At 59.3% G+C, this 23,541-nt stretch carries 21 protein-coding genes; 15 read left to right on the top strand and 6 right to left on the bottom strand.

Features of this window, described 5'->3' with window-relative positions:
* Window positions 1–170: 170 nt before the first annotated feature.
* From ACSQ3J_RS22425 to ACSQ3J_RS22360, 14 genes are all read left to right on the top strand, one after another.
* The gene (locus tag ACSQ3J_RS22425) at window positions 171–1,796 is read left to right on the top strand and encodes an amidohydrolase (protein ID WP_060502379.1); all 1,626 of its coding nucleotides are present in this window, start codon (window positions 171–173) and stop codon (window positions 1,794–1,796) included.
* A 59-nt stretch (window positions 1,797–1,855) separates the two neighbouring features.
* Complete coding sequence (locus ACSQ3J_RS22420; RefSeq protein WP_060502380.1) at window positions 1,856–3,445, top strand: ABC transporter substrate-binding protein; 1,590 nt, start codon at window positions 1,856–1,858, stop codon at window positions 3,443–3,445.
* Between the two features lie 91 nt (window positions 3,446–3,536).
* Window positions 3,537–4,472: an ABC transporter permease gene (locus ACSQ3J_RS22415; RefSeq protein WP_060502381.1), complete on the top strand. Its 936-nt coding sequence runs from the start codon at window positions 3,537–3,539 to the stop codon at window positions 4,470–4,472.
* Between the two features lie 5 nt (window positions 4,473–4,477).
* Window positions 4,478–5,299, top strand: coding sequence for an ABC transporter permease (locus ACSQ3J_RS22410; protein ID WP_060502382.1), 822 nt, complete (start codon window positions 4,478–4,480; stop codon window positions 5,297–5,299).
* The gene (locus ACSQ3J_RS22405; RefSeq protein WP_060502383.1) at window positions 5,296–6,207 is read left to right on the top strand and encodes an ABC transporter ATP-binding protein; all 912 of its coding nucleotides are present in this window, start codon (window positions 5,296–5,298) and stop codon (window positions 6,205–6,207) included. The genes ACSQ3J_RS22410 and ACSQ3J_RS22405 overlap by 4 nt, the downstream gene beginning before the upstream one ends.
* Window positions 6,204–7,166 (top strand): ATP-binding cassette domain-containing protein, encoded by a 963-nt coding sequence (locus tag ACSQ3J_RS22400; RefSeq protein WP_060502384.1) that lies wholly within the window; start codon window positions 6,204–6,206, stop codon window positions 7,164–7,166. Before ACSQ3J_RS22405 ends, ACSQ3J_RS22400 begins: the two co-directional genes overlap by 4 nt.
* A 65-nt stretch (window positions 7,167–7,231) precedes the next feature.
* Window positions 7,232–7,924, top strand: a complete 693-nt coding sequence (locus ACSQ3J_RS22395; RefSeq protein ID WP_060502385.1) for a gamma-glutamyl-gamma-aminobutyrate hydrolase family protein — start codon at window positions 7,232–7,234, stop codon at window positions 7,922–7,924.
* Between the two features lie 229 nt (window positions 7,925–8,153).
* Complete coding sequence (locus ACSQ3J_RS22390; RefSeq protein ID WP_060502386.1) at window positions 8,154–9,155, top strand: LacI family DNA-binding transcriptional regulator; 1,002 nt, start codon at window positions 8,154–8,156, stop codon at window positions 9,153–9,155.
* A 168-nt stretch (window positions 9,156–9,323) separates the two neighbouring features.
* On the top strand, window positions 9,324–10,358 hold the full coding sequence (locus ACSQ3J_RS22385; protein WP_060502387.1) for a sterol desaturase family protein: 1,035 nt from the start codon (window positions 9,324–9,326) through the stop codon (window positions 10,356–10,358).
* On the top strand, window positions 10,355–10,666 hold the full coding sequence (locus ACSQ3J_RS22380) for a MocE family 2Fe-2S type ferredoxin (RefSeq protein ID WP_060502388.1): 312 nt from the start codon (window positions 10,355–10,357) through the stop codon (window positions 10,664–10,666). Before ACSQ3J_RS22385 ends, ACSQ3J_RS22380 begins: the two co-directional genes overlap by 4 nt.
* Window positions 10,667–10,737: 71 nt before the next feature.
* Window positions 10,738–11,682: a substrate-binding domain-containing protein gene (locus ACSQ3J_RS22375; RefSeq protein ID WP_060511939.1), complete on the top strand. Its 945-nt coding sequence runs from the start codon at window positions 10,738–10,740 to the stop codon at window positions 11,680–11,682.
* Window positions 11,683–11,734: 52 nt separating this feature from the next.
* Complete coding sequence (locus ACSQ3J_RS22370; protein ID WP_060502390.1) at window positions 11,735–12,940, top strand: NAD(P)/FAD-dependent oxidoreductase; 1,206 nt, start codon at window positions 11,735–11,737, stop codon at window positions 12,938–12,940.
* Complete coding sequence (locus ACSQ3J_RS22365) at window positions 12,937–13,830, top strand: sugar phosphate isomerase/epimerase family protein (protein WP_244489870.1); 894 nt, start codon at window positions 12,937–12,939, stop codon at window positions 13,828–13,830. Before ACSQ3J_RS22370 ends, ACSQ3J_RS22365 begins: the two co-directional genes overlap by 4 nt.
* 11 nt (window positions 13,831–13,841) lie before the next feature.
* Window positions 13,842–14,951 carry an S-(hydroxymethyl)glutathione dehydrogenase/class III alcohol dehydrogenase gene (locus ACSQ3J_RS22360; RefSeq protein ID WP_060502392.1) on the top strand — a complete coding sequence of 370 codons (1,110 nt, stop codon included), beginning with the start codon at window positions 13,842–13,844 and terminating at the stop codon, window positions 14,949–14,951.
* Window positions 14,952–15,165: 214 nt separating this feature from the next.
* Here the strand turns inward: ACSQ3J_RS22360 and ACSQ3J_RS22355 are convergent, their stop codons facing one another.
* The 6 genes from ACSQ3J_RS22355 to ACSQ3J_RS22330 form a co-directional block, all read right to left on the bottom strand.
* A complete protein-coding gene (locus tag ACSQ3J_RS22355) occupies window positions 15,166–16,305 on the bottom strand; it encodes a Gfo/Idh/MocA family protein (RefSeq protein WP_060502393.1) in 1,140 nt (379 codons plus the stop codon).
* Window positions 16,306–16,338: 33 nt separating this feature from the next.
* On the bottom strand, window positions 16,339–17,364 hold the full coding sequence (locus ACSQ3J_RS22350) for an ABC transporter permease (RefSeq protein ID WP_060502394.1): 1,026 nt from the start codon (window positions 17,362–17,364) through the stop codon (window positions 16,339–16,341).
* A gap of 39 nt (window positions 17,365–17,403) precedes the next feature.
* Window positions 17,404–18,942, bottom strand: coding sequence for a sugar ABC transporter ATP-binding protein (locus tag ACSQ3J_RS22345; RefSeq protein ID WP_060502395.1), 1,539 nt, complete (start codon window positions 18,940–18,942; stop codon window positions 17,404–17,406).
* 148 nt (window positions 18,943–19,090) lie between these two features.
* A complete protein-coding gene (locus ACSQ3J_RS22340) occupies window positions 19,091–20,020 on the bottom strand; it encodes a sugar ABC transporter substrate-binding protein (RefSeq protein WP_037103482.1) in 930 nt (309 codons plus the stop codon).
* Window positions 20,021–20,256: 236 nt separating this feature from the next.
* A complete protein-coding gene (locus ACSQ3J_RS22335; protein WP_060502396.1) occupies window positions 20,257–21,069 on the bottom strand; it encodes a TIM barrel protein in 813 nt (270 codons plus the stop codon).
* Window positions 21,070–21,244: 175 nt separating this feature from the next.
* Window positions 21,245–22,276, bottom strand: a complete 1,032-nt coding sequence (locus tag ACSQ3J_RS22330; protein ID WP_060502397.1) for a LacI family DNA-binding transcriptional regulator — start codon at window positions 22,274–22,276, stop codon at window positions 21,245–21,247.
* A gap of 145 nt (window positions 22,277–22,421) precedes the next feature.
* On the opposite strand from ACSQ3J_RS22330, the gene ACSQ3J_RS22325 reads away from it, so the two are divergent.
* On the top strand, window positions 22,422–23,507 hold the full coding sequence (locus tag ACSQ3J_RS22325; RefSeq protein ID WP_060502398.1) for a fatty acid desaturase family protein: 1,086 nt from the start codon (window positions 22,422–22,424) through the stop codon (window positions 23,505–23,507).
* Window positions 23,508–23,541: the final 34 nt, after the last annotated feature.

Below are 23,541 nucleotides of genomic sequence, written 5' to 3'. Positions count from 1 at the left end.
CGATCCTGTTTACCCCGGAAAACGATCATAAGTCATTCAATCAAAATGGGTATGCCGATTTCGCATGGGGTGGTGCCAAAACCGAATTGGCCAAGTCAGCCACAACCTTCCACGTTGTGTGTGGAGGAAATAGGTACCGGTTCGTCCGGTGCCCACAGGGGGAGCTGTGAATGGCATTCGCAATCGAAGCCGATCTTATCGTGCACAATGGCCGCATTTGGCGCGGCCGGGAGGAGGGCATCAGCGAGGCTGTTGCCGTGTGGCAAGGTAAGGTTCTTGCAACGGGCAGCGATGCCGACATGTTGAGCCTCAGGGGGCCGCGTACCGAGGTCATTGATCTTGAGGGTCGCTTTGCCAGCCCCGGCCTCATCGACAATCACCTGCACCTGATCTCCACCGGCATCACCATGGGCTGGGTGGATGCAACGCCCGCTGCCGCACCAACGCTGGCCGCCTTGATGGCGACACTTGCCGAGCGCGCCGCAGCTACCCCGAAGGGCGGTTGGGTCCGTGCACGCGGTTATGACCAGGTCAAGCTCGATACCGGTCAGCACCCGACGCGCGAGGATCTGGACCGCGCCATCCCCGACCACCCGGTGCTGCTGACACGCGCCTGCGGCCATGTGGCCATCGCCAATTCGCAGGCACTGAAACTGGCCGGCGTCACCGAGGCGACGCCGGTCCCAGACGGCGGCGTCATCGGTCTCACGGACGGCCGCCTCAACGGTCTCTTCGCCGAAAATGCCATGAACCTGATCAAGGCGGCGATGCCCGAGGTAACGACTGAAGAGCTTGTTGACGGTATCGAACGGGGCGGGCGTTACCTGCTGTCGCTCGGTATCACCAGCTGCATGGATGCGGCGGTCGGCCAGCTCTCAGGCTTTGCGGAAATTCAGGCCTATGAAATGGCCAAGGTTTCCGGCCGCCTGCCGGTTCGTGTCTGGCTGACGCTGCTTGGTGATCCCGGTGTTTCGATCGTTGAGGACTCCTGGCGGGCCGGCCTTATTTCCGGTGCGGGTGACGACATGCTGCGCGTCGGTGCGGTCAAGATCTTCCTTGATGGTTCGGCCGGGGGACGCACCGCCTGGATGTCGAAACCCTATCTGGGCGAACCCGACAATATAGGCGTACAGATGCTGCCGGATGCCGAAGTCGAGGCGATCGTCAAATCCTGTCATGACCGCGGCTACCAGATGGCCTGCCATGCCATTGGCGACGGCGCGATCGGGCAGTTGATCACCGCCTACGAGAAGGCGCTGGCCGCCAATCCCGATCCGGACCGGCGCCACCGCATCGAACATTGCGGTTTCTCGACGGCCGAGCAGGACGCGCGCATGAAGGCGACCGGCATCCTGCCGGCACCGCAGATGGCCTTCATCCACGATTTCGGCGATAGCTACATTTCCGTGTTGGGCGAAGAACGGGGCAAGCCTTCCTACCAGATCGGCACCTGGATGCGCATGGGCCTCAAGCCTTCAACCGGATCCGACGCGCCGGTCTGCTCGCCCGATCCCTTCCCGAACCTGCATGCCATGATCACCCGTAAGACCGGCAAGGGGACGGTGATGGACGATGCCGAAAAACTGAGCCGCGAGGAGGCGCTTCAGGCCTATACGGAATTCGGCGCCTATTCGCAGAAAGCCGAGGCCGTGAAGGGCAGGCTGGTGCCGGGCCAATGGGCCGACATCGCGGTCTTCGACAATGACCTTCTGGAGGCCCCTGCGGATACTATCCTCTCAGGCACGCGCTGCCTGTTGACCCTGCTTGCAGGCCGCGTCGTGCACGATGCGCGATAGAGACTTGCCGGACTAAATTATCGAAACGATGCCGAAAACGGCACGAGAGGGAGAACGACATGCTGAAAAAACTGACACTCGCCGCAATGCTGAGCCTCAGCGTCGCAACCGGGGCTCTTGCCGCCGGCGAACGTTCCGGCGGAACACTCGTCTTCACGGCGCCGTACGGCTCAAGCTTCGCCACGCTCGACGTGCAGGCGAGCCCCAACACGCAGGAAGAATTCATCACGCAGGCCATCCACCGCGGTCTCTACAGCTGGAACTCGATCGAGAACAAGCCGGTGCTCGAACTGGCGGATTCCGAAGACGTCTCCGAGGATGGCACGGTCCACACCTATCACCTGCGCAAGAACGCGGTGTTCCACAACGGTAAGCCGCTGACGGCCGACGACTTCATCTACAGCTACAAGCGCATCGCCAATCCGAAGAATGCGTTCCCAGGCGCCAGCTTCATCGCCGTCATCAAGGGCGCCGACGAGTTCATCGCCGGCAAGGCGGACGAAATTTCCGGTCTCAAGAAGATCGATGATAACACGCTGGAGATCACCTACACCGGCCCGATCAACCCCGGCTTCCCACTGATGCAGAACACGACGGTCATTTACCCGTCAAATGTCGAGGATGAATCAAGCTTCGCCAAGAACCCCATCGGCCTCGGCGCCTTTGTCTTCAAAGAGCATGTGCCGGGCTCGCAGGTCGTCGTTGAAAAGTTCGACAAGTATTACGAGGAAGGCAAGCCCTATCTGGACCGCATCAACATCGTGTTGATGGCCGAAGACGCTGCGCGCGACGTCGCGTTCCGCAACAAGGAAATCGACGTCTCGATCCTTGGCCCGACGCAGTACCAAGCCTATCAGGGCGAGGAAGGCCTGAAGGATCACCTGCTCGAAGTCGCCGAGGTCTATACCCGCAATATCGGTTTCAACCCGGCATTCGAACCCTTCAAGGACAAGCGGGTGCGTCAGGCGATCAACTATGCGATCAACGCACCGCTGATCATCGAACGCCTCGTCAAGAACAAGGCCTATCCCGCCTCCGGCTGGCTGCCGCTCTCTTCGCCGGCCTTCGACAAGGACAAGGCTGCCTATGCCTTCGACCCGGAGAAGGCCAAGGCCTTGCTTGCTGAAGCCGGCTATGCCGACGGGTTCGAGTTCGAGGTGACGGCGAGCCCCAACGAAAGCTGGGGCGTGCCGATCGTCGAGGCGATTCTGCCGATGCTGAAGAAGGTCGGCATCACCGTGAAGCCGAAGCCGGTCGAAAGCTCCGCACTTGGCGACGCCGTGACGTCGAACACCTTCCAGGCCTTCATCTGGTCAAACCTGTCTGGTCCCGACCCGCTGAATGCGCTGCGCTGCTTCCATTCCAAGACGCAGCAATCGGCCTGCAACTATACGAGCTATGCGAGCCCCGAATTCGACAAGCTCTATGAGGCGGCCCAGCAGGAGCGCGACCCGGCCAAGCAGAACGATCTGCTGCGCCAGGCCAACAACATCGTGCAGGACGACGCACCGGTCTGGTTCTTCAACTACAACAAGGCGGTCATGGCCTACCAGCCGTGGATTCACGGCCTCGTTCCGAACGCAACGGAATTGGCGGTCCAGCCCTATGACGAAATCTGGATCGACGAAACGGCGCCCGCTCGCCAGTAAGCCTTGAGAGGTTCGGAGGTGGCCGTGGAAACATCACGGCCACCTCCGCATCGATTGCCGTTCCGTAAGGCCGGCCAAACCGGGACCGCTCATGCTTCGTTTCACCCTGCGCCGTATCCTGCAGATCATACCCACCGTCGTCGTGGTGGCGCTGCTTATTTTCGTCATTTTCTCGGTGGTGCCTGGCACCTTTGCCGCCAGCCTGTTTGCCGATGGCAAACGCGCCGCCGACCCGCAGATGATCGCCCGCCTCATCGAGGAATTTGGGCTGAACAAGCCGTTGATGGAGCGCTTCGTGACCTATGTCACGGACCTTGCGCAATTCGATCTCGGCACCAGCTTCCGCACCCGCCAGCCGGTCATCGACCTCATCAACGACCGGATGTGGGCTTCGCTGAAACTGGCGATCGCTGCCATGGTCTTTGCCCTTGCCGTCGGCGTGCCGCTCGGTTTTCTCGCCGCAATGAGACCCGGCTCAATACTCGATACAGTGACGATGATCGGTGCGGTCTCGGGCCTGTCCATGCCGCAGTTCTGGCTGGGCCTTCTGGCCATGTATCTGTTTGCCCTGCAGCTGAACTGGCTGCCGAGCTTCGGTTATGGCAACGGGTCGTTCCAGAACCTTATTCTTCCTGCCGTCACGCTCGGCGTTACGCCGCTTGCGCTCCTCGCACGAACCACGCGGGCAGGGGTGCTCGATGTGCTGAACGCCGATTTTATCCGTACCGCCCATTCCAAGGGCATGAGCGAAATCAAGGTGGTGCGCTGGCATGTGGCGCGCAATGCGCTGGTCCTGATCGTCACGACGGTTGGCCTGCAATTCGGCTCGCTGATCGGCCAGGCCGTCGTCATTGAAAAGCTTTTTGCCTGGCCTGGCATTGGTTCACTGCTGGTCGATAGCGTTGCGATCCGCGATATCCCCGTGGTGCAGGGCACCATCCTCGTCATCGTGCTGTGGTTCCTCGTCATCAATACTGCCGTCGATCTGATCTATGCCGCGATCGACCCACGCATCAAGCAGGAGTGACGGCAATGCGTCTCGGCTTCAATTTCTGGCTCGGCACCGGCCTGACGGCACTGGTGATTTTCGCTGGTGTCCTCGCTCCGTGGATCGCGCCCTTCGACCCGGTACTCGACGCAGACCTGATGAGTTCCGAACTGCCGCCTGACGCTACCTTCTGGTTCGGCACGGATGCTCAGGGACGCGACGTCTATACACGTATTCTCTTCGGTGCGCAGATTTCGCTGACGGTCGGCATTGTCTCGCAGGTGATCAACTCAATCATCGGCGTCACACTCGGCATGACCGCCGGCTATTGGGGCGGCTGGTGGGACGATCTGGTAAACGGCCTCACCAACGTGATGCTCGCTATTCCCTCACTGATCTTCGCGCTCGCAGTTATGGCGGTGCTCGGGCCGGGCCTGCCGTCTCTTCTTGTCGCACTCGGCCTCACCAACTGGAGCTGGACTTGCCGCATCGCGCGCTCCTCGACGCTGTCGCTGAAATCGCAAGGCTATGTGCAGGCAGCACAAACGCTGGGGTATGGAGACCTGCGCATCATGTTCACCCAAATCCTGCCCAACATGATGGGGCCGATCCTCGTTATGGCGACGCTCGGTATGGGGTCGGCGGTACTGTCGGAAGCAGCCCTTTCCTTCCTCGGCCTCGGCATCCAGCCGCCGTTTCCGAGCTGGGGCTCAATGTTGACCGACGCGCGCCAGCTCATCCAGCTGGCACCATGGGTCGCGATCTTTCCCGGCCTTGCCATTTTCCTGTCGGTGCTCGGTTTCAACCTTCTCGGCGACGGTCTGCGAGACAGCCTCGACCCACATATGAGGACGCGCAAGCCATGACAGCTCCGCTTCTCGACATCAGAAGCCTGCATCTGGGTGTGGCACTCGGCCGTTCCGCCCACCACCCGTTGCTCAAGGGTGTCTCTTTCCAGATCATGCCCGGCGAGGCCTATGGCCTCGTCGGAGAGTCCGGCTCCGGCAAGTCAGTGACATCGCTTGCCGTGATGGGGTTGCTGAAGAGGCCGCTGGCCGTCTCCAGCGGCGAAATCCTGTTCAAGGGGCAGAATCTGCTGACTTTGCCAAAACGGGAAATGCGCCGCCTGCGCGGCAACCGTATCGCCATGATCTTCCAGGAACCGATGACCGCGCTGAACCCCCTGTCCACTGTCGGCCGGCAGATCGCCGAAATGTTTGTGCTGCATCAGGACAAGAGTTGGAACGAAGCCCAGAAGCTTGCGATCGACGCGCTCGCCAGCGTTCGTGTCCCCAACCCGGACCGGCGCGCGAAAAACTATCCGCACCAGATGTCGGGCGGCCTTCGTCAGCGTGTCATGATCGCCATGGCGCTCGCCTGCAATCCCGACCTGTTGATCGCCGACGAACCGACAACAGCGCTCGACGTCACCGTACAGGCCGAAGTGCTGCGCCTGATCAAGGAACTCTGCGCCGAACGCGGCACGGCCGTACTCTTCATCAGCCACGATCTCGGCGTCATCGCCAGCATCTGCCAGCGCGTCGGCGTCATGTATGCCGGCTGTCTCGTCGAGGAGAACGAGACGAGGGCGCTCTTCGATACACCCCGGCACGACTATACGAAAGGGCTACTCGGCGCCCTGCCTCGCCTTGGCAGCCGCAGTCAGCATGGCCGCCAGCGGCTGGTCGATATCGACAGCATCATTGCCGACCGCTCGAAGCTGACCGAGACCCGCTTCATCGCCCCGCGCGGTATAGAGGGGAGCCAGCCATGACCGCCCCGCTGCTGCAGGTGGACGACCTGCATGTCCGTTTTCCGATTTCCGGGGGCGGCCTGCTCGGCAGAGGCCGGCGCATGCTGCACGCCGTCAACGGCATCAGTTTTTCGCTTGCCAAAGGGGAATGCCTCTCGATCGTCGGCGAATCCGGCTGCGGAAAGTCGACAACCGCGCTCTCGATCCTCGGCCTTCAGGAGCCGACGGAGGGCATGATCCGTTACCGTGGCCTGCCTCTCGCCGGCCCTGGCGCGCCGGGACGTATGCAGCGCGCCAAGGCAGTACAGATGGTGTTTCAAGACCCCTACGCCTCGCTCAATCCGCGCCAGTCAGTACGCAGCTCGCTTGCGGCACCGCTGCGTTTGCATGGCTTTACCGCTGGCTCGGAAATCGACGGCCGCATCGAAGTCATGCTCAAGAATGTCGGCCTGACACCCGAGCACGCAAACCGATATCCGCATGAATTTTCCGGTGGCCAGCGCCAGCGTATCGGCATTGCCCGTGCCCTGATCCTCGAACCGGAGATCGTCGTGCTCGACGAGCCGGTATCGGCTCTCGACGTCTCGATCCGGGCGCAAATCATCAACCTGTTGCTGGACCTTCAGGAAAAACTCGGTCTTTCCTACCTGATGATCAGCCACGACCTCAGCGTGGTCGAGCATATGAGCGACCGGGTGCTGGTGATGTATTTCGGACAAATCGTGGAAGAAGGCGGATGGCGGGAAATCTTCGAAGCGCCGGCGCATCCATATACCCGCCGGTTGATCGCCGCCATTCCCGATCCGGAGAAGGCACTGAACACGGCCGAATTACAGGATTGTGTTTCCGATGTGCCGCAATTTGCCGGCCGCAGCTTCATTTCCGACGGCAGCACGGCGCCGGATGTTTTTACGGCACCTGCGCCTTCCGAACTGGTTGAGATCGGTGCCAGTCATAAAGTCCGGCTGGCTTCGGCATAGGGCTATGACAACTCCGGTAAGCCAGAGCAGCCAGAAGTAAGCTATAAACAACAGGTGGGAACAGAATGGGCCGCAAACCGAAAATCGCCGTGATCTTGGATGAAAACACCAGCTCTGGTGGCGACGGCTATGAGATCTCCAAGAACTACTTCTCCGCCATCAGCCGAGCCGGCGCCATTGGGTTCGGTATTCCATATCAGCATGACGTGATCGGCCAGGTGGTCGAAGAGTTCGATGGCTTCTTGAGCGTCGGTGGGCGCATCCACTTTCCGACGGAATGGTACGTCGAAGGCGACCAGTCCCAATACCCGGCGTCCGAGCGTCTCGCCGTCGAAATGGCGCTCATGGAAGGATTTCTTAGCCGCGACAAGCCTGTGCTCGGTATCTGCAATGGTATGCAAATGCTTGGGTGCCTCAACGGCTGCCGAATGGTTTCGGATGTGCATTCCTCGTGGCCCGGTGCGCTCAACCATGACCAGACCGATACGTTCCATCCCGTACACATCCCCAGTGGCACCAGAATGTCTGAAATTCTCAATGCCGAGACATTCGACGTCAATACCTTCCATCGGGAGGCGATCGTCGACATATCCGGCAGCGTGGTTGTTACCGCCCGCGGTCCAGACGGTGTTGTCGAAGCCATTGAGGTGAGATCGCAATCTTTTGCCATGGGCCTGCAGTGGCATCCGGAACGGCTCGACACCGCGGACCACCCGGGCGCTCGCATATTTGATGCGTTTGTGAAAGCTGCGAGCTAGGGAGTGTCGGACCAATAAATATCGACGGCGTCCGGATCGTTGCCGCCGTGAGATAGGCAAAGTTCCCGACAAAAGAGCTGCCCCTCGGCCGTTTTGCATTGTTCAACGCATTTCGTTTTGCAACCGCCTCAGACACACTACCAAAAACACGATATCCTCTGATTCATGCGCCAAGCGCTTGGGGAATCCCCGATACGATTGGCGAAGGAGTTGGGGCGGCAGATTACGCATGAGCAGACCGAACTATCAGGATATTGCCCGCCTTGCCGGCGTTGGGACAGCGACAGTCGAGCGCGTTCTGAACGGGCGTGGCGGCGTTCGTCCAGAACTCATTGAAAAGGTAACGCTTGCTGCACGGACTCTGAAATATCCACGCACGATACCAGACGCACACCACAAGCTGCTGCGTATTGAAGTGCTGATGGTCCGTCCGGAGACAACGTTCTACCGCAGGCTTTCCCACGAGTTTGAAAGCATCGCATCAACACTGGATCCTTTGGTCGTTGTTCAACGCAGCTTTACGGATGAGAAGAACCCCGACGAAATCGCGAAACGGATCCTGGCTGCTGACGTTCCACGGGCGGGCTTGATACTGGCCGTGCCCAACAGCCCCACCATCGGCGCTGCAGTGGATGCCGTTGTCAAACGCGGGACACCGGTGGTCCATGTGGTGACACGGGCATCCGAAACGCGGGGAGAATTTGTCGGCATCAATAACTACGCAGCCGGTCGTACCGCAGCCCACTTCATCTCCCGGATGACGACGCAGGCGGGGCCGGTAGTTGCGCTCTGCCATCCGATCTATCAGGTGCACCGGGAGCGCATGCGCGGTTTTTCTGACTATTTTGCCGAGCATCGTGGCGCCGTCAGTTTTGAGTGGATCGGGTTCAGCCGGGACGAAGAGCAGTATAGCGAGGCATCCCTATGCTACGCTCTTGAGAAATATCCCGATCTTGCCGGCCTGTATAATGCAGGCGGCGCGAACTCCGCCTTAATCAAGGTGCTGGGCCGCCATCAGCGAGGCCGCGAGATCTTGTTCGTCGCTCACGAACTCACGGATTACACCCGCACGGCCTTACGCAATGGCATCGTCGATGTGGTCCTCGACCAGGCGCCCGAAGCGCAGGCACAGCGGGCGCTGGACTGGATCTTGTATCGGATCGGCTTGACGAAGATTAAGCCGGATCCCAACCCCATTCGTTTCATCACCATCACCGCAGAAGCTCTCTGATCTAATCTGATCAACGAAGCCTTCGGCGTTTTGCGGTCCTCCTGCTACCTAAATGGCAGGGAGGAAGGCCTAGACGTTCGCTTTGAACAGCCGGCGAAAGCGTCCGCTCTCCTTCAATCAAAGCTTTGTGCGAGCACGTCAGACGTGCTCCGCCCCAGGGAGAACGTAATGGACGACCTTAAGTATGGAACGCGCAACAAGCGTGGCGACTGGGCGCCGAAGCAGCCGGTTCAGTATGCGCCGCTCTTCCAGTTCCCGACGCGGATTATGGCAATCCTGAAATGGCTGCCACATTATTTCTTCCCCTGGAACGTGGTCTTTGCGGCCTCGGCATTGGCCTATTGGGCTTGGGTCATTCCGCCGATGGAAACCATGCGGACGCTCGGCTTTGGCTGGATCGCCTGGCTTTATGCTGTCAACACTGTCTGCGTTTTCCTGTTCTACGGCGCGTTCGAGCTTCATCTTTACGTGCTGAAACGCCAGGAAACCCGCTTTAAATACAATGGCAAATTCCCCGCCGAACAGAAAAACCAGGCGTTCTGGTTCGAAAACCAGAACAAAGACAACATTCTGCGCACCTTTCTGTCCGGTGTTGTCATCTGGACGGCAATCGAGGCTGGTATGCTCTGGGCCTATGCCAACGGGTACGCGCCCTGGCTTGCCTTTGCGGAGAATCCCTGGACACTGGCGCTTGTCGCACTCGTCGTGCCGATCATCCACGAATTCCACTTTTTCTGCGTGCACCGGCTGATCCACACGCCGTTGCTCTACAAGTGGGTGCATTCGGTCCACCATAACTCGGTCAATCCGTCACCGTGGTCGTCGCTGTCGATGCACCCGGTTGAGCATCTGCTCTACTTCGGAACGGCGTTTTACCATTTGATCCTGCCGTCCAACCCCATCCTCATGCTGTACCAGCTGCATTACGCGGGTTTCGGCGCCATTCCCGGCCATGTCGGCTTCGACAAGGTCGAAGTCGGTGAGGACAAGCTGGTCGATAGCCATGCCTATGCGCATTACCTGCATCACAAGTACTTCGAAGTGAACTACGGCGATGCTTTGATCCCGCTCGATAAGTGGTTTGGCACCTGGCACGACGGCTCGCCAGAAGGCGAGGCTCAGATGCAGGATCGCTACCGCAAACGGAAAGAAAAACTGGCAGCCCGCAAGGCCCGTGCAGCCGCCGGGGAGGCTGCAGAATGAGCTGGGTTTCCGCATGCCAACTCGATGACATCGAACAGGAAGGCGCCATTCGCTTCGACCATGGTGGACGCACCTACGCGATCTATCGTGGACCGGATGATCGTGTCTATTGCACGGCCGGTCTGTGCACCCATGAGGCTGTCCACCTTGCCGATGGCCTGGTGATGGATTTCGAGGTGGAATGTCCCAAGCATTCCGGAGCCTTCGATTATCGCACGGGCGAGGCCATCCGGCTGCCTGCCTGCGAAAATCTGAAAACCTATCCGGCCGAGGTGGTCGATGGAGAGGTTCGCGTGGCCGTGAACTAGGGCCGCCGAAACAACGGCCCGTCGGGCCTCCGGAATGCACTGGGCGGTCCGGCGCCTATTGGGAGGATAATATGAAATTTGCTTACGCGGCGGCTCTTGCTGTCTCCTTGATGGCGGGTACCGCCTCGGCCGAAATGATCGGCGTTTCCATGCAGAGCTTCGACAACAACTTCCAGACACTGTTGCGTGAAGGCTTGCAGGCCCGGGCCTTGGAGGTGAAGGGCACGGACGTACAAGTCGAGGATGCGCAGACCGACATCTCCAGGCAGCTTAGCCAAATCAACAACTTCATCGCTGCAGGCGTCGACGCTATCATTCTCACCTTGGCTGATGCTTCGGCAGCGCCGGGCATCACCCAGGCGGCGCAAAAGGCCAACATTCCGCTGGTTTACCTCAATCTTGAGCCTGGCAATGTCGGGCAGCTTCCCGACAAGCAAGCCTATGTCGGATCACGGGAAACGGATGCGGGAACGCAGGCCGCCCAGGCCGCATGCGACCTTTTGAAGAAGACGGGCAAAGACAGCAACGCGCAGGTCTACATCCTGATGGGCGATCTCGCCCATCAGGCGTCGCGTGACCGCACGTCGTCTTTCAAGGACACGCTGGCTGCCGGCGACTGTAAGGGCGTGACGATAGCCGACGAACAGTCGGCCGCATGGACCCGGACCAATGCGATGGACATGACCACCAACTGGATCACGGCCGGCCAGCCGATCGATGTGGTCTACGCCAACAATGACGAAATGGCCTTGGGCGCAATTCAGGCGCTGAAGTCTGCAGGGGTTTCGATGGATGATGTGATCGTCATTGGCATCGATGCGACACAGGACGCTCTGGCTGCCATGGCGGCCGGTGACCTGGATGCCACGGTCTTCCAGAACGCCAAGGCTCAATCCGCAAGCGCCATCGATGCGGCGGTCGCGCTCGCGGGCGGAAAACCTGTCGAAAAACAGGTCATGGTTCCCTTCGAACTGGTCACGCCCGAGAACATGAAAGACTACGCCAAGCGCAATTGATCGCGATGACTGGCACATAAACCTATGTGCCAGTCCATTCTGGAGGACCACCGTGGACGCTATCGTTATTGTCGGGGCAGGGGAATCGGGCACCAGAGCGGCTTTTGCGCTTCGGGAAGCTGGCTATGCCGGTACGGTCACGCTGGTTGGCGTTGAACCCCATCTGCCTTACGAGCGCCCACCGCTGTCAAAGCCTGAAAACGGCGCTGTAACGATGAAGGCGCTGTGTTCCAGCCAAGCTCTGCTCGACGCGGGCGTTACCTACCTTCATGGCGTCGGAGCAACCGCCCTGGATGCCGGCCGGCGGGCCGTCACTCTGAGTGATGGGCGAGCACTGGCCTACGATAAACTGCTTCTTGCGACAGGCGCGCGTCCACGAAAACTCGCGTGCAAGGGCGCTGAGCGCGCGCTTGACTTTCGAACGTATGATGATGCGAAGGCCGTGCTCTCCGGCGTGGATACCAGCCGCAGCGTCGCGATCATTGGTGGCGGTCTGATCGGCATGGAGCTGGCGGCCGTGCTGCGTGGCAAAGGGCTTGCTGTCAGCGTTATCGAGGCTGCTCCAAAGCCACTCGGCCGGGCAGTGCCCTCGCACTTTGCTGCACGATTGCATAGCCGGCACAGTGAGGAAGGCGTCCACTTCCATCTCGGCCAAGGCGTTTCCGAAATCCGCCACAACACGGTTCTCCTGGCCGACGGTACTTCGGTACCTGCGGACGTCGTTGTCGCGGCCATTGGTGTTCAGCCTGAGATTGCCCTGGCTGAAGCCGCGGGCCTTGCGACTGGCAACGGCATACTGACGGACGCTTTTCTCCGGACGAGTGATCCAGATATATTCGCGGCCGGTGATTGCGTGGCTGTCGAGCAATATGGTGGTGGCCATGTCCGCTTTGAGAGCTGGCGCAATGCCCGGGCGCAAGCCGAGACGGCTGCTCGCAACATGGCAGGAGCCGTTGAGCCTTTTGCAGCGATCCCCTGGTTCTGGTCCGATCAATATGATCTCGTCCTGCAGGTTGCCGGGCTGCCGCAGCCAGACCATCAGTGCGTGATGCGCGCGCTGCCAACCGGCGAGCTTGCGTTTTATCTCGATGACGGACGCCTGGTGGCCGCCGCTAGTCTGGGCGTTGGGAACAGTCTTGCCAAGGACATGAAGCTCTCGGAGATGCTGATTGCGGCGAGTGTGCGCCCCGATCCCGCCGTTCTGGCCGACCCGGGCGTCAATTTGAAGGCGCTGCTTAAAAATGCGAAGGCGGCGTGATGCAGAATCTACATATTTTCCAGTCGTTATGGGCGATGGAGCGGCGCCATACCGACGGCTTCGAGCGAGACCTCGAAGACAATATTGCCATGATCATCGAGGCTGGTTTCGACGGCGTCAGCGCCCACTATACAAACCGTCAGGATGTTGCCCGTCTCAACCAGGCGATCGAAGGCACCGGCCTCAAAATCGAAGGGGTGTGCTTTCCCCGGACAGTCGAAGACCTGATGCTGCCGTTGGAGCTTGCGGCGGATTACCCGGTCAGCCACCTCAACCTGCAGCCGGATATTCGTCTGCGCAGGGTTGAGGACTGCCTACCCTTGCTTGACGGCTGGATGCAGCTTGCAGCCGTTGCCGGCATCCCGGTGTTCATCGAAACACATCGCGATCGAATGACCGCCGATCTCTTCTTCACGCTTGATTTGCTGGATCAGCGCCCCGAATTGCCGCTGCTGGCAGACCTGTCGCATTTCCTGGTGGGGCGGGAGTTCGCATTTCCGGTCAATGCGGAAAATCACGCTCTGATCAGCCGTATTCTCCAGAATGCCCAGGCATTTCACGGCAGGGTCGCATCACGCGAACAGGTCCAGATCGAGCTGTCGTTTCCACATCACCGCCCCTGGGTCGATCTCTTCCTTGCCTGGTGGCAGGAAGGTTTCCGGAGCTGGCGCTCCCGTTCCGCCGACAACGCAGAACTGGTCTTTACCTGTGAACTTGGGCCGAAGCCCTATGCGATCACAGGCCGCGACGGCAACGATACCACCGACAGATGGTCTGAGGCGCTCCAGCTCAAGGATATGATCCGCGAGCTTTGGGCGGCAACGGCTTCCCCTGAAACACCACGCGAAACGGCTTGCGGAGATCTTTGGGTCTCCGCCCCTAAGGGATAATGAGGAATACTATGAAATCACGTGCTGCCGTCGCTTTCGCTCCGGGCAAGCCCCTGGAAATCGTCGAACTGGATGTCGCTCCGCCGCAGAAAGGGGAGGTTCTGGTCAGGATTACCCATACAGGGGTCTGCCACACCGATGCTTTCACGCTCTCGGGAGCCGACCCTGAAGGCATTTTTCCGGTCGTTCTCGGGCATGAAGGTGCCGGTATCGTCGTGGAAATCGGGGATGGGGTCACCAGCGTTCAGCCCGGAGACCACGTCATTCCGCTCTATACGGCCGAATGCCGCGAATGTCTGTTTTGCAGATCGGGCAAAACCAATCTCTGCGTCGCGGTGCGGGCGACCCAGGGCAAGGGATTGATGCCGGATGGCACCACGCGCTTTTCCTATAAAGGTCAGCCGATTTATCACTACATGGGCTGCTCGACGTTTAGCGAATACACCGTGGTTGCCGAGGTCTCCCTGGCAAAGATCAATCCTGAAGCCAATCCCGAGCACGTCTGCCTGTTAGGTTGCGGCGTCACTACCGGCATCGGCGCCGTCCACAACACTGCCAAAGTGCAAAAGGGGGATAGCGTTGCCGTGTTCGGTCTGGGCGGCATCGGCCTTGCCGTCATCCAAGGCGCAAGGCAGGCGCAGGCAGGACGCATCATTGCCATTGATACCAACCCTTCGAAATTCGAGCTTGCCGGAAGCTTTGGCGCCACGGAGTGCATCAATCCGAAAGACCATGAAAAACCTATTCAGGACGTCATTGTCGAGATGACCGGATGGGGTGTCGATCATTCCTTTGAATGCATCGGCAATGTCAGCGTCATGCGTGCAGCCCTGGAATGCGCTCACCGGGGCTGGGGGCAGTCGGTCGTTGTCGGTGTTGCGGGCGCTGGCCAGGAAATCTCCACCCGGCCCTTTCAGCTTGTGACCGGACGCACTTGGAAAGGCACCGCATTTGGCGGGGTTAAAGGCCGCACCCAGCTGCCCTCAATGGTGGAAGACGCAATGAACGGAGACATAGAGCTGGCAGCCTTCGTGACCCATACCATGGGCCTCGATGCCATCAATGACGCTTTCGATCTGATGCATGAGGGAAAATCTATTCGGTCCGTGATCCATTATTGATCACGGTTCACCGTTCCTTTCCCTCACAAAGCGACTGGCCACTATCACCCTCCAAACGTGGTGGCCGAGGGAGAGCTGGCTGCGGCCGCCTCTCCCAACTATCCACCCGGCACTGGAAAGCCATCACACAGACCGTCCGCAGTTTCAGGCCTCAGCAAAGGCAAGCCGGCGATCTGGTGTCAGCACGCTACCGAAGAATGACGCGCATCTCTTCCTACAGCGAAGCGCCGATTTCTACCTTGTCGACCTCGATCCAGGCCTTCTCATCAAACGATCGTGCCATGGCATGGACGGTCTTCTCGATACGCAAGCCCTGTTTGAAATCGATCGCTGAAAAAGGCTCACCCGCGATCGCGCGGATCAGTTCGTGGCACTCGATGATCTTCAGGTCATTGAAACCGAGACCATGGCCGGGTGCCGGGATGAATTGGCCATAGGGTGCATGGGAAGGCGCAGTCAGGACCCGGCGAAAGCCCTGTTCGGTGGTGTTGCCGCCGGTCTGGTAGAGTTCGAACTCGTTCATGCGCTCCTGATCGTAGAGTATAGAACCCTTGGAGCCGTAAATCTGCAGAGCGATACGGCCTTTGCGGCCCCACGCGGCGCGGTTTGCCATCAGTACGGCCGAGATGCCGTGCTCGAGCCGCATCAGGATACTGGCGCCATCGTGGTTTTCCACCGCCCTGCGGCCACCATCCTTCAAGGGACGGTCGGCATAGGGCTTCGCCATGTCGGTAACGACCGAACGGACATGGCCGAAAAGATACCAGAGCAGCGAGAGAGGATGCACCGCGAAATCGTCCAGCGCACCATAGCCTGCCGACCGTTCGCTTTTCCAGTAGAAGGGCGCTTCGGGATCAGCCATGAAATCCTCGTCCATCTCGACACGGACGTGGTTGACGGCACCGATCGCGCCATCCTCGATCAGTGTCTTCATATGCCGAAGGATGGGATTCTGGATATAGTTGTAGCCCATGATTGCAATTTTGCCGGAAGCCTCGACGGCTTTCAGCATGCGTTGCGCATCCGGAAATGTCGGCGACATCGGCTTTTCGCACCAGACATGTTTGCCGGCTCCGAGGGCCGCAATGGCCATCTCGGCATGGAACTGGTTCGGGGTGGTGACGGAGACGACATCGACATCCGGATCGTCGATAAGCCGGCGCCAGTTAGCCGTTGCCTTTTCAAAGCCGAACTCATCGGCGCGCGCGGTGGCAAGTTCGGCATTGGCTTCTGCCAGATGCACCAGCCGTGGACGAGGCACATCGCCGAAGACCGCTTTTACCGCATTCCAGGCCAGTGCATGGCACTTGCCCATATATCCCGTACCGATCAAGCCGACGCCCAATGGTTTCATGACACTTATCCTCGCCAGCTATCCTGCAGTCCGTCAGACTGTCTTGCGCTTCTTCTGTCTGTAAACATCGACCACGACGGCTGCGACGATGATCATGCCTTTGACGATTTCCTGGTAGTAGGCGTCCACCCGCAGGAACGTGAAGCCGGAGGTCATCACACCGAGGATGACCGTGCCGATGACCGTGCCGGTGATCCGTCCGACGCCACCGGCAAGCGATGTGCCGCCGATGACTGTGGCGGCGATCGCATCCAGTTCGTACATGACACCCATGCCGGCCTGTGCCGTTTGCGCACGGGCAGCGGTGACGACACCGGCGAGACCAGCCAGCATGCCGGCGATGGCATAGACCTTGATCAGATGTGCCTCGACATTGATGCCGGAGACGCGGGCGGCCTGAACATTGGCGCCGATCGCATAGGTGAACTTGCCATAGCGGGTGTAGCGAAGGGCGATATGGAAGATGAGGGCGACGACAAGGAAGACGATGACCGGCCAGATGCCCGTGCCGATGAAGTTGAACTGGTCGGTCAGGCCGGAAACCGGCTGCCCCTTGGTGTACCATTTCGACAGGCCACGTGCGGAGACCATCATGCCCAAGGTCGCAATGAACGGCGGAATCTTCGTCTTGGCGATCAGCCAGCCGTTGATCAGACCCGCAAGCAGGCCGATACAGAGCCCAAGGCCGATCGGGACGATGGCCGGAAGGTCGGTCAATGCAGGATAGAGTGCACGAGGCCATGTCGATGCCTGCGCCACGCTAGCGGCAATCATCGCCGTGACGCCGACCACCGAGCCGGAGGAAAGGTCAATGCCGCCGGTGATGATCACCTGCGTGACGCCGACTGCAATGATACCGATAACGGCCACCTGCAGGATCATGATCGTCAGGCGCTGCGAGTTCATCAGGAAGCTTTGGCCGATGAAGATCCAGCCGAGGATCTCGTAGACCAACGCAATGCCGACCAGAACCAGGAAAATGTTGAATTCCGGCGGGATGCGCCGCTTGCTCGCGCTTGGCACCGCCGTGGCGGCCGAGGCTTCTATCTTGGTGCTCATGTCCTGTCCTCCCGGATGGTATTTTTTAAAAGCGCGCCATCACTGCGCTGCAAGTTCCATGACCTTGACCTGGGTCGCTTCCGCCCGGTCGAGGAAACCCGTGACCCGGCCTTCGTGCATCACCATGACGCGGTCGCTCATGCCCAGAACCTCCGGCATTTCCGACGAGATCATGATGACGGCGACGCCGTCGCGGGCGAGTTCTGTCACCAGACGGTGGATTTCCGCCTTGGCGCCGACATCGATGCCGCGTGTCGGCTCGTCGAGGATCAGGATGCGCGGGTTGGTCAACAGCCAGCGGCCGATCAGCGCCTTCTGCTGGTTGCCGCCTGAGAGGTTTTCGATACGCTCCTGCAGGTTTGGTGTTTTCACCCGCAGCTTGCGGGCCATCTCCTCGCATTTTGCCGACACGGCCTTCTGATCGACGAAGCCCATCTTGACGAACTTGTCTTGCAGCACCGCGATCTGCATGTTTTCCAGGATATCCAAGATAAGCAGGCAGCCGGTATCCTTGCGGTCTTCGGTCAGGAAAGCCATCCGGTTGCGGATCGCCTCTGTCGGCGAACCGATCGTGACAGGCTTGCCGTTGATTGCGATCGATCCCGAGCTTGCTGGCGTGACGCCGAACAAAGTTTCGGCCACATTCGAGCGGCCGGAACCGACAAGGCCGGCAACGCCAAGGATTTCGCCGGCGCGCACATCGAACGAAACATCGTGGAAGACGTCTTTCAGACAGAGGTCTTTCACCGACAGAACGACGTCGCCGATCGGTACTTCTTCCTTCGGGAACATCTGGGTGATCTCGCGGCCGACCATCATCTTGATGATATCGTCGCGGGTCACGTCGGTAGAGGCATGTGTGCCGATATATTTGCCGTCGCGGAACACCGAGAACTCGTCGGCGATCTCGAACAGCTCGTTCATCTTGTGGGTGATGTAGACGATGCCGATGCCCTGGCTGCGCAGATCACGGATGATGGTGAAGAGGTGGGCGACTTCGCGCTCGGTCAGCGCCGAGGTCGGCTCATCCATGATCAACACGTCGGATTCGTAGGATACCGCCTTGGCGATCTCGACCATCTGGCGATTGGCGATGGAAAGATCGCGTACTTCCGCCTGCGGATCGAGGGCAATGTTCAGACGCTTGAAGAGGTCTGCGGTCTTGCGGTTCATTTCGCCATGATCGACGAACCCGAGCCGGGTGAGCGGCTCGCGCCGGATCCAGATATTCTCTGCTACGGTCATGAATGGCATCAGGTTCAGTTCCTGATGGATCATGGCGATGCCGTTTTCGAGCGCATCCAGCGGCGATTTCAGCCGGATATCGACGCCCTTGAATTTAACTTCGCCCTTGTCGGGCGTATAGATGCCGGCAAGGATTTTCATCAGCGTCGATTTGCCGGCGCCGTTTTCACCCATCAGCGCATGCACGGTGCCGCGCTTCAGACGGAACGATACGTCATCCAGGGCCACAACGCCGGGAAATTCCTTGCGCACCCCTTCGACTGCAAGCAGATATTCGGCTTTTGGTACGGCGCCACTGGCGCGTACGGCTGCCATTGTTGTCGGACTGACCATTTTAATGATGCCTCCCTGTCGCCTGTTTGGCTGGGACCTGCGCCCTCAGGCAGCAAGGTCACCTCACGGTCCGCTGGAGGCGCATCGCACCAACGTCAACGAAACCGGGCAATCCGGGGCGCGGATGAGCGCGCCCCGGTGTTCAGGTTCAGTTCTTTGCCTGATAGTCCTTGAGGTTGGCCGGCGTTACCAATTCGAAAGGAATGTAGACCTTCTTTTCGACCGTTTCGCCCCGCGCAAACTTCAGAGCCGCATCGAGCGCGCCCTTGCCCTGGCCAGCAGCGTTCTGGAACACGGTGACATCCAGATCACCGGCTGCCATGGCGGCAAGCGCATCCTGCGTCGCATCAACGCCGCCGATCACGACCTTGTCCATCGGCCGGCCGGCAGCCTTCAGTGCCTGAATCGCGCCAATGGCCATTTCGTCGTTGTTGGCGATGACGGCGTCAAATTCCAAACCGGCAGAAAGCCAGTTGGTCATCAAGTCTGCACCCTGCGTACGCGACCAGTTGGCGGTCTGCTCTTCAACGATGGTGATGCCCTTGCAGGCGTCGGTGGCGAGAACGTCATGGACGTCCTTGGTGCGCATGCGGGCCGCCTGGTTTGAAAGCTCGCCCATCATGACGACGGCCTTGCCCTTGCCGCCGAGCAGCTTGCAGACTTCCTGGGTTTCGAGCGTGCCGGATTCAGCTTCATTGGATGCAACGAAAGCCTGCTTTTCCGGGAGCGTGTCGATGTTGATCGGCTCGCGGTTGACGTAAACCAGCGGAATGCCGGCATCGGCTGCGATCTTTGACATGGCGGCAGTCGCGTCGGTGTCGACCGGGTTGACAACGATGGCATCGACGCCGGCTGCGATGAAGTTCTGGATCTGGCTCTGCTGCTTGGCAACGTCGTTCTGCGCGTCTTCAACCTGCAGCGTGACGCCGTCGAGCGTCTTGGCATAATCCTGCATGCCGTTGCGCAGAACGGTCAGGAAGTTGTCGTCGAACAGCGCCATCGAAACACCAACAGTTTCGGCATGTGCCGCAGTCGACATCATCGCAGCCAAGGCTGCGCCCATAATCATTTTCTTCATGTTGTAGTTCCTCCACAAAACGGTGACCGGCGACCACCCTCCACAAGCCGGAGGCACCCCATTCGCGGTGGCACCCAATTCCCGTAGGCCGCCTCTCCCGGGCAGCTCTGCGTCAAAACAGAATAAACAAACCGACAGTTTGTTAATACGGAACAACTATTCCATTTTATAATTCCATCGTCAAGGGCGTTCCAACTGACATTCGTGCAAAAATGCCGGATGGAACGCCCGTTCCGTCAGGCCGTGGCTTCAAGAAATGCCATGCTTTCGCGGATCGCCGCTCTGATATCGGCTGATTGATGCACATCGGGCGAAAAGGGCTCGAAAGAAAATGGCCCGGCATAGCCGCTTTCTCGCAGCGTCCGGATTTGGCCGGCATTGTCCAGGCGGTCATTGGCATCCACAAGAATGCGGTGCGGGTCGCGCATGCCGTTGACGGAAATGCCGGGATCGGCAACGCCGGAAATGTGAACCAGACCGGTCATTTCCGGATGGAATTTTTCTTCCCCTGCCAAGTGATGGTGGAACGTGTCATGCACGATTTTGAACCGACTCCCACCTGAGACGGCCTGAATAGCCTCTACGGCTTCGGTTTTGGAACGCAACGAGCAGATTTCAAAGCCAAGCGGCTCGACGAGACCGATGATACCGGCGTCTTCCAGCATTGGCGTCAGCGCGGTTAACGCCTGTCTCAGGTTGGCTTGGCGCTCGCCGTCGCCCTGACCACTGCCGTCGTTGAGCGGCACGAGAACCAGCGCCTCCGCTCCGCAATCGCGGGCATAAGTGATGAGTTCCTGTGCTTCGCGGGCGCGGTCGCCGTTCCATTGGTTGAACCGCTGCAGCGCGTTGATCGAAACGATGGTCAAGCTATGTTTTTCGGCGAGCGCCTTTATTTCGGCAGCCGGTGTACCGTCGATAATCGCGTTGCCGTCGAGATCATTGCGGATTTCAACCGCCGACATGCCGAGCGATTTTGCCAGAGCAAAAAATGCATCCGGCGACAAGGCCGGGGCAGTCATATGATTGAGCGCGAATGAAAGGGTCGTCATAGGTGCTGTTCCTCCTGCACATGAATTCGCGGGAAGGGGAAAGCCCACTCCCTGAGCGCGTGAGGATCATCAGCTTATTGAGACACAGTCAAAGCCGAAGCCGTTATCTGTCTCTCATTGGTGAAAGAATACAAAAACCGCGTGAGAGAATACTCTCATTTCGAAGGCGGCCTGCTCAGATGTTTTCCGGGGTGAAAATATCGAACGGCAAAAATGTCTGGCCCGGAACGCCTCCGATACCACGATCAATGGCGGCGACCATCTGCCCCACCAATTCCCGGGTCAGATGCGCGACGGGCGTTGCGACTGCCATGGTCACGAGATCTTCAGCCAGCGCCATTCTTGATTCCGGGGTCAGTTCATTCACAACGACCAGCAGCTTACCTGCCATCTTTTCTTCGGCAAGGGCCGAGATCGCGCCCTCCATGCCGCCGCCGCAGACATAGAACCCGATCAGGTCTGGATGGCGCTGCAAGAGGTTGATCGTTGCCTCGTGCGTGATCTCCTCCGTATCGAGATTGACCATTGTGTCGAGAACCTCGAAATCAGGCGCATTCTCGCGAAAATACGAGCGGAAACCGATTTCACGCAATTCGTGACCATGAAACCGATGGCTTCCGATGAAAGTTGCAACCTTCCCCGGTTTCTTCGCGGCCTTGGCAATCATCCACGCGGCTGTGCGGCCGACGGTGCGATTATTGAGGCCAACATAACCCTCTCGTGCACCCGCGGCGAAGTCCGAAAGAAGCGAGAAAACCGGGATGCCTTTTTCCCTCAATTCCTCTATAGCCGCCGTGACCGCGGGATAGTCGGGGCTAACGAGGGCAATGGCCTGGTTGCGCGCGGCAACAGCTTTGAGCTTTTCCACCAAAGCTGCGGGCGTAGCACTCATGTTGAAATCGATCTGCGGGATAATGCGGACTCCGGGCGCCGAAAACGCCGCATTCTCGATCTCCTTAGCCATCGACTGATAGAAGTACTGGTTTGGCTTTTGCAGGATAAAGCCGAGCCTGTATTGCGGCAGGTCCTCGAAAACCCGCTGCCGCAGCAGGCTGACAGCATGGTAGCCGATCGATTTTGCCGCATCGTAGACCCGCCGCGCCGTCTCTTCCCTTACCTTGTGGCGGCCGTTCAATACCCGGTCGACGGTCGCGACGCTGACGCCCGCGGCCTGGGCAAGATCTGTAATGGTCGGACGCCCGCTCATAATCGCTCCTGATGGAAGCCATCATTCAATCATGCGATGAATGATGTGTTTTGATAGAATACATCAAGGCTGCATTGAGCTGCATTCAAAGTCAACCTATCCTCCATTCAAGGACGAGAACCAGCGGCAAGCGGAGGAGGACAGAATGGACAAGACTGCGACGAAACGTGATTACAGCCTCCTCGGGCGTGATGCTCAGGCCGCCGTCGACAGCGGACTGGCAGCCGCGGAATGGTATCACACCGACATCCCGCGCAAGCAGATGAAAGAGCTGATGAAGCGCGAGGATGGTCCGGCCATCCGCGACACGGCAATCTGGCTTGGCAGCATGGTTATCACCGGTGCGCTTGGGGCCTATTTCTGGGGCTCCTGGTGGTGCGTGCCGTTCTTCCTGATCTACGGCGTGATGTACGGGTCGGCCTCGGATTCGCGCTGGCACGAATGCGGGCACGGTACCGCCTTCAAGACGCGCTGGATGAACGACGCAGTCTATCAGATTGCCTGTTTCATGATCATGCGTAATCCGGTGACATGGCGCTGGAGCCATACGCGGCACCACACCGATACAGTCATCGTCGGCCGCGATCCGGAAATTGCCGTCATGCGCCCGCCGGACCTGTTCCGGCTGGTCCTCAACTTCTTTGGCTTGCTCGATGCCAGCTACGCAATGATCGATATGGTCCGCAACGCGGCCGGCATTATCAGTGCTGCCGAAAAAACCTTCGTTCCCGAACAGGAGCAGCCGCGCGTCATCCGTGTTGCCCGTATCTGGGTTCTGATCTATGCCGCCACGGTGGCGATGGCCATTTACCTCGGCTCGATATTGCCGCTGATACTGATCGGCCTGCCACGGCTCTATGGCGCATGGCATCACGTGCTGACGGGGCTTCTGCAGCACGGCGGCCTTGCCGACAACGTCATTGATCATCGTCTCAACAGCCGTAGCGTCTACATGAACCCGTTCAGCCGGTTTGTGTATTGGAACATGAACTATCATGTTGAGCATCACATGTTCCCGATGGTGCCCTATCATGCGCTCCCGCAGCTGCATGACATGATCAAGCACGACCTGCCCGCCCCGAACAGATCCATGCTCGAAGGCTACCGCGAAATGATCCCGGCCTTTCTGCGGCAGTTGAAGAATGAGGATTACTTTCTCAAACGCGAACTGCCGCCGACCGCGAAGCCCTACCGTGAAGAGTTTCACGCCGAGTCAATTGCCGCCGAATAGAGCGGTGCCCGAAAACAGAACTAGATGGAGGAAA

Source organism: Rhizobium sp. LjRoot98 (genome assembly GCF_964252935.1).
Classification (GTDB): domain Bacteria; phylum Pseudomonadota; class Alphaproteobacteria; order Rhizobiales; family Rhizobiaceae; genus Pararhizobium.
This window is presented reverse-complemented; position numbering and strand designations above follow the sequence as displayed.

What these genes read in the sequence shown, in the direction of transcription:
- ACSQ3J_RS22340 (WP_037103482.1), bottom strand. Translation starts at nt 20,020, where the DNA reads ATGAAGAAAATGATTATGGGCGCAGCCTTGGCTGCGATGATGTCGACT.
- ACSQ3J_RS22350 (WP_060502394.1), bottom strand. Translation starts at nt 17,364, where the DNA reads ATGAGCACCAAGATAGAAGCCTCGGCCGCCACGGCGGTGCCAAGCGCG.
- ACSQ3J_RS22390 (WP_060502386.1), top strand. Translation starts at nt 8,154, where the DNA reads ATGAGCAGACCGAACTATCAGGATATTGCCCGCCTTGCCGGCGTTGGG.
- ACSQ3J_RS22395 (WP_060502385.1), top strand. Translation starts at nt 7,232, where the DNA reads ATGGGCCGCAAACCGAAAATCGCCGTGATCTTGGATGAAAACACCAGC.
- ACSQ3J_RS22385 (WP_060502387.1), top strand. Translation starts at nt 9,324, where the DNA reads ATGGACGACCTTAAGTATGGAACGCGCAACAAGCGTGGCGACTGGGCG.
- ACSQ3J_RS22335 (WP_060502396.1), bottom strand. Translation starts at nt 21,069, where the DNA reads ATGACGACCCTTTCATTCGCGCTCAATCATATGACTGCCCCGGCCTTG.
- ACSQ3J_RS22325 (WP_060502398.1), top strand. Translation starts at nt 22,422, where the DNA reads ATGGACAAGACTGCGACGAAACGTGATTACAGCCTCCTCGGGCGTGAT.
- ACSQ3J_RS22425 (WP_060502379.1), top strand. Translation starts at nt 171, where the DNA reads ATGGCATTCGCAATCGAAGCCGATCTTATCGTGCACAATGGCCGCATT.
- ACSQ3J_RS22380 (WP_060502388.1), top strand. Translation starts at nt 10,355, where the DNA reads ATGAGCTGGGTTTCCGCATGCCAACTCGATGACATCGAACAGGAAGGC.
- ACSQ3J_RS22345 (WP_060502395.1), bottom strand. Translation starts at nt 18,942, where the DNA reads ATGGTCAGTCCGACAACAATGGCAGCCGTACGCGCCAGTGGCGCCGTA.
- ACSQ3J_RS22410 (WP_060502382.1), top strand. Translation starts at nt 4,478, where the DNA reads ATGCGTCTCGGCTTCAATTTCTGGCTCGGCACCGGCCTGACGGCACTG.
- ACSQ3J_RS22355 (WP_060502393.1), bottom strand. Translation starts at nt 16,305, where the DNA reads ATGAAACCATTGGGCGTCGGCTTGATCGGTACGGGATATATGGGCAAG.
- ACSQ3J_RS22420 (WP_060502380.1), top strand. Translation starts at nt 1,856, where the DNA reads ATGCTGAAAAAACTGACACTCGCCGCAATGCTGAGCCTCAGCGTCGCA.
- ACSQ3J_RS22330 (WP_060502397.1), bottom strand. Translation starts at nt 22,276, where the DNA reads ATGAGCGGGCGTCCGACCATTACAGATCTTGCCCAGGCCGCGGGCGTC.
- ACSQ3J_RS22360 (WP_060502392.1), top strand. Translation starts at nt 13,842, where the DNA reads ATGAAATCACGTGCTGCCGTCGCTTTCGCTCCGGGCAAGCCCCTGGAA.
- ACSQ3J_RS22375 (WP_060511939.1), top strand. Translation starts at nt 10,738, where the DNA reads ATGAAATTTGCTTACGCGGCGGCTCTTGCTGTCTCCTTGATGGCGGGT.
- ACSQ3J_RS22400 (WP_060502384.1), top strand. Translation starts at nt 6,204, where the DNA reads ATGACCGCCCCGCTGCTGCAGGTGGACGACCTGCATGTCCGTTTTCCG.
- ACSQ3J_RS22415 (WP_060502381.1), top strand. Translation starts at nt 3,537, where the DNA reads ATGCTTCGTTTCACCCTGCGCCGTATCCTGCAGATCATACCCACCGTC.
- ACSQ3J_RS22405 (WP_060502383.1), top strand. Translation starts at nt 5,296, where the DNA reads ATGACAGCTCCGCTTCTCGACATCAGAAGCCTGCATCTGGGTGTGGCA.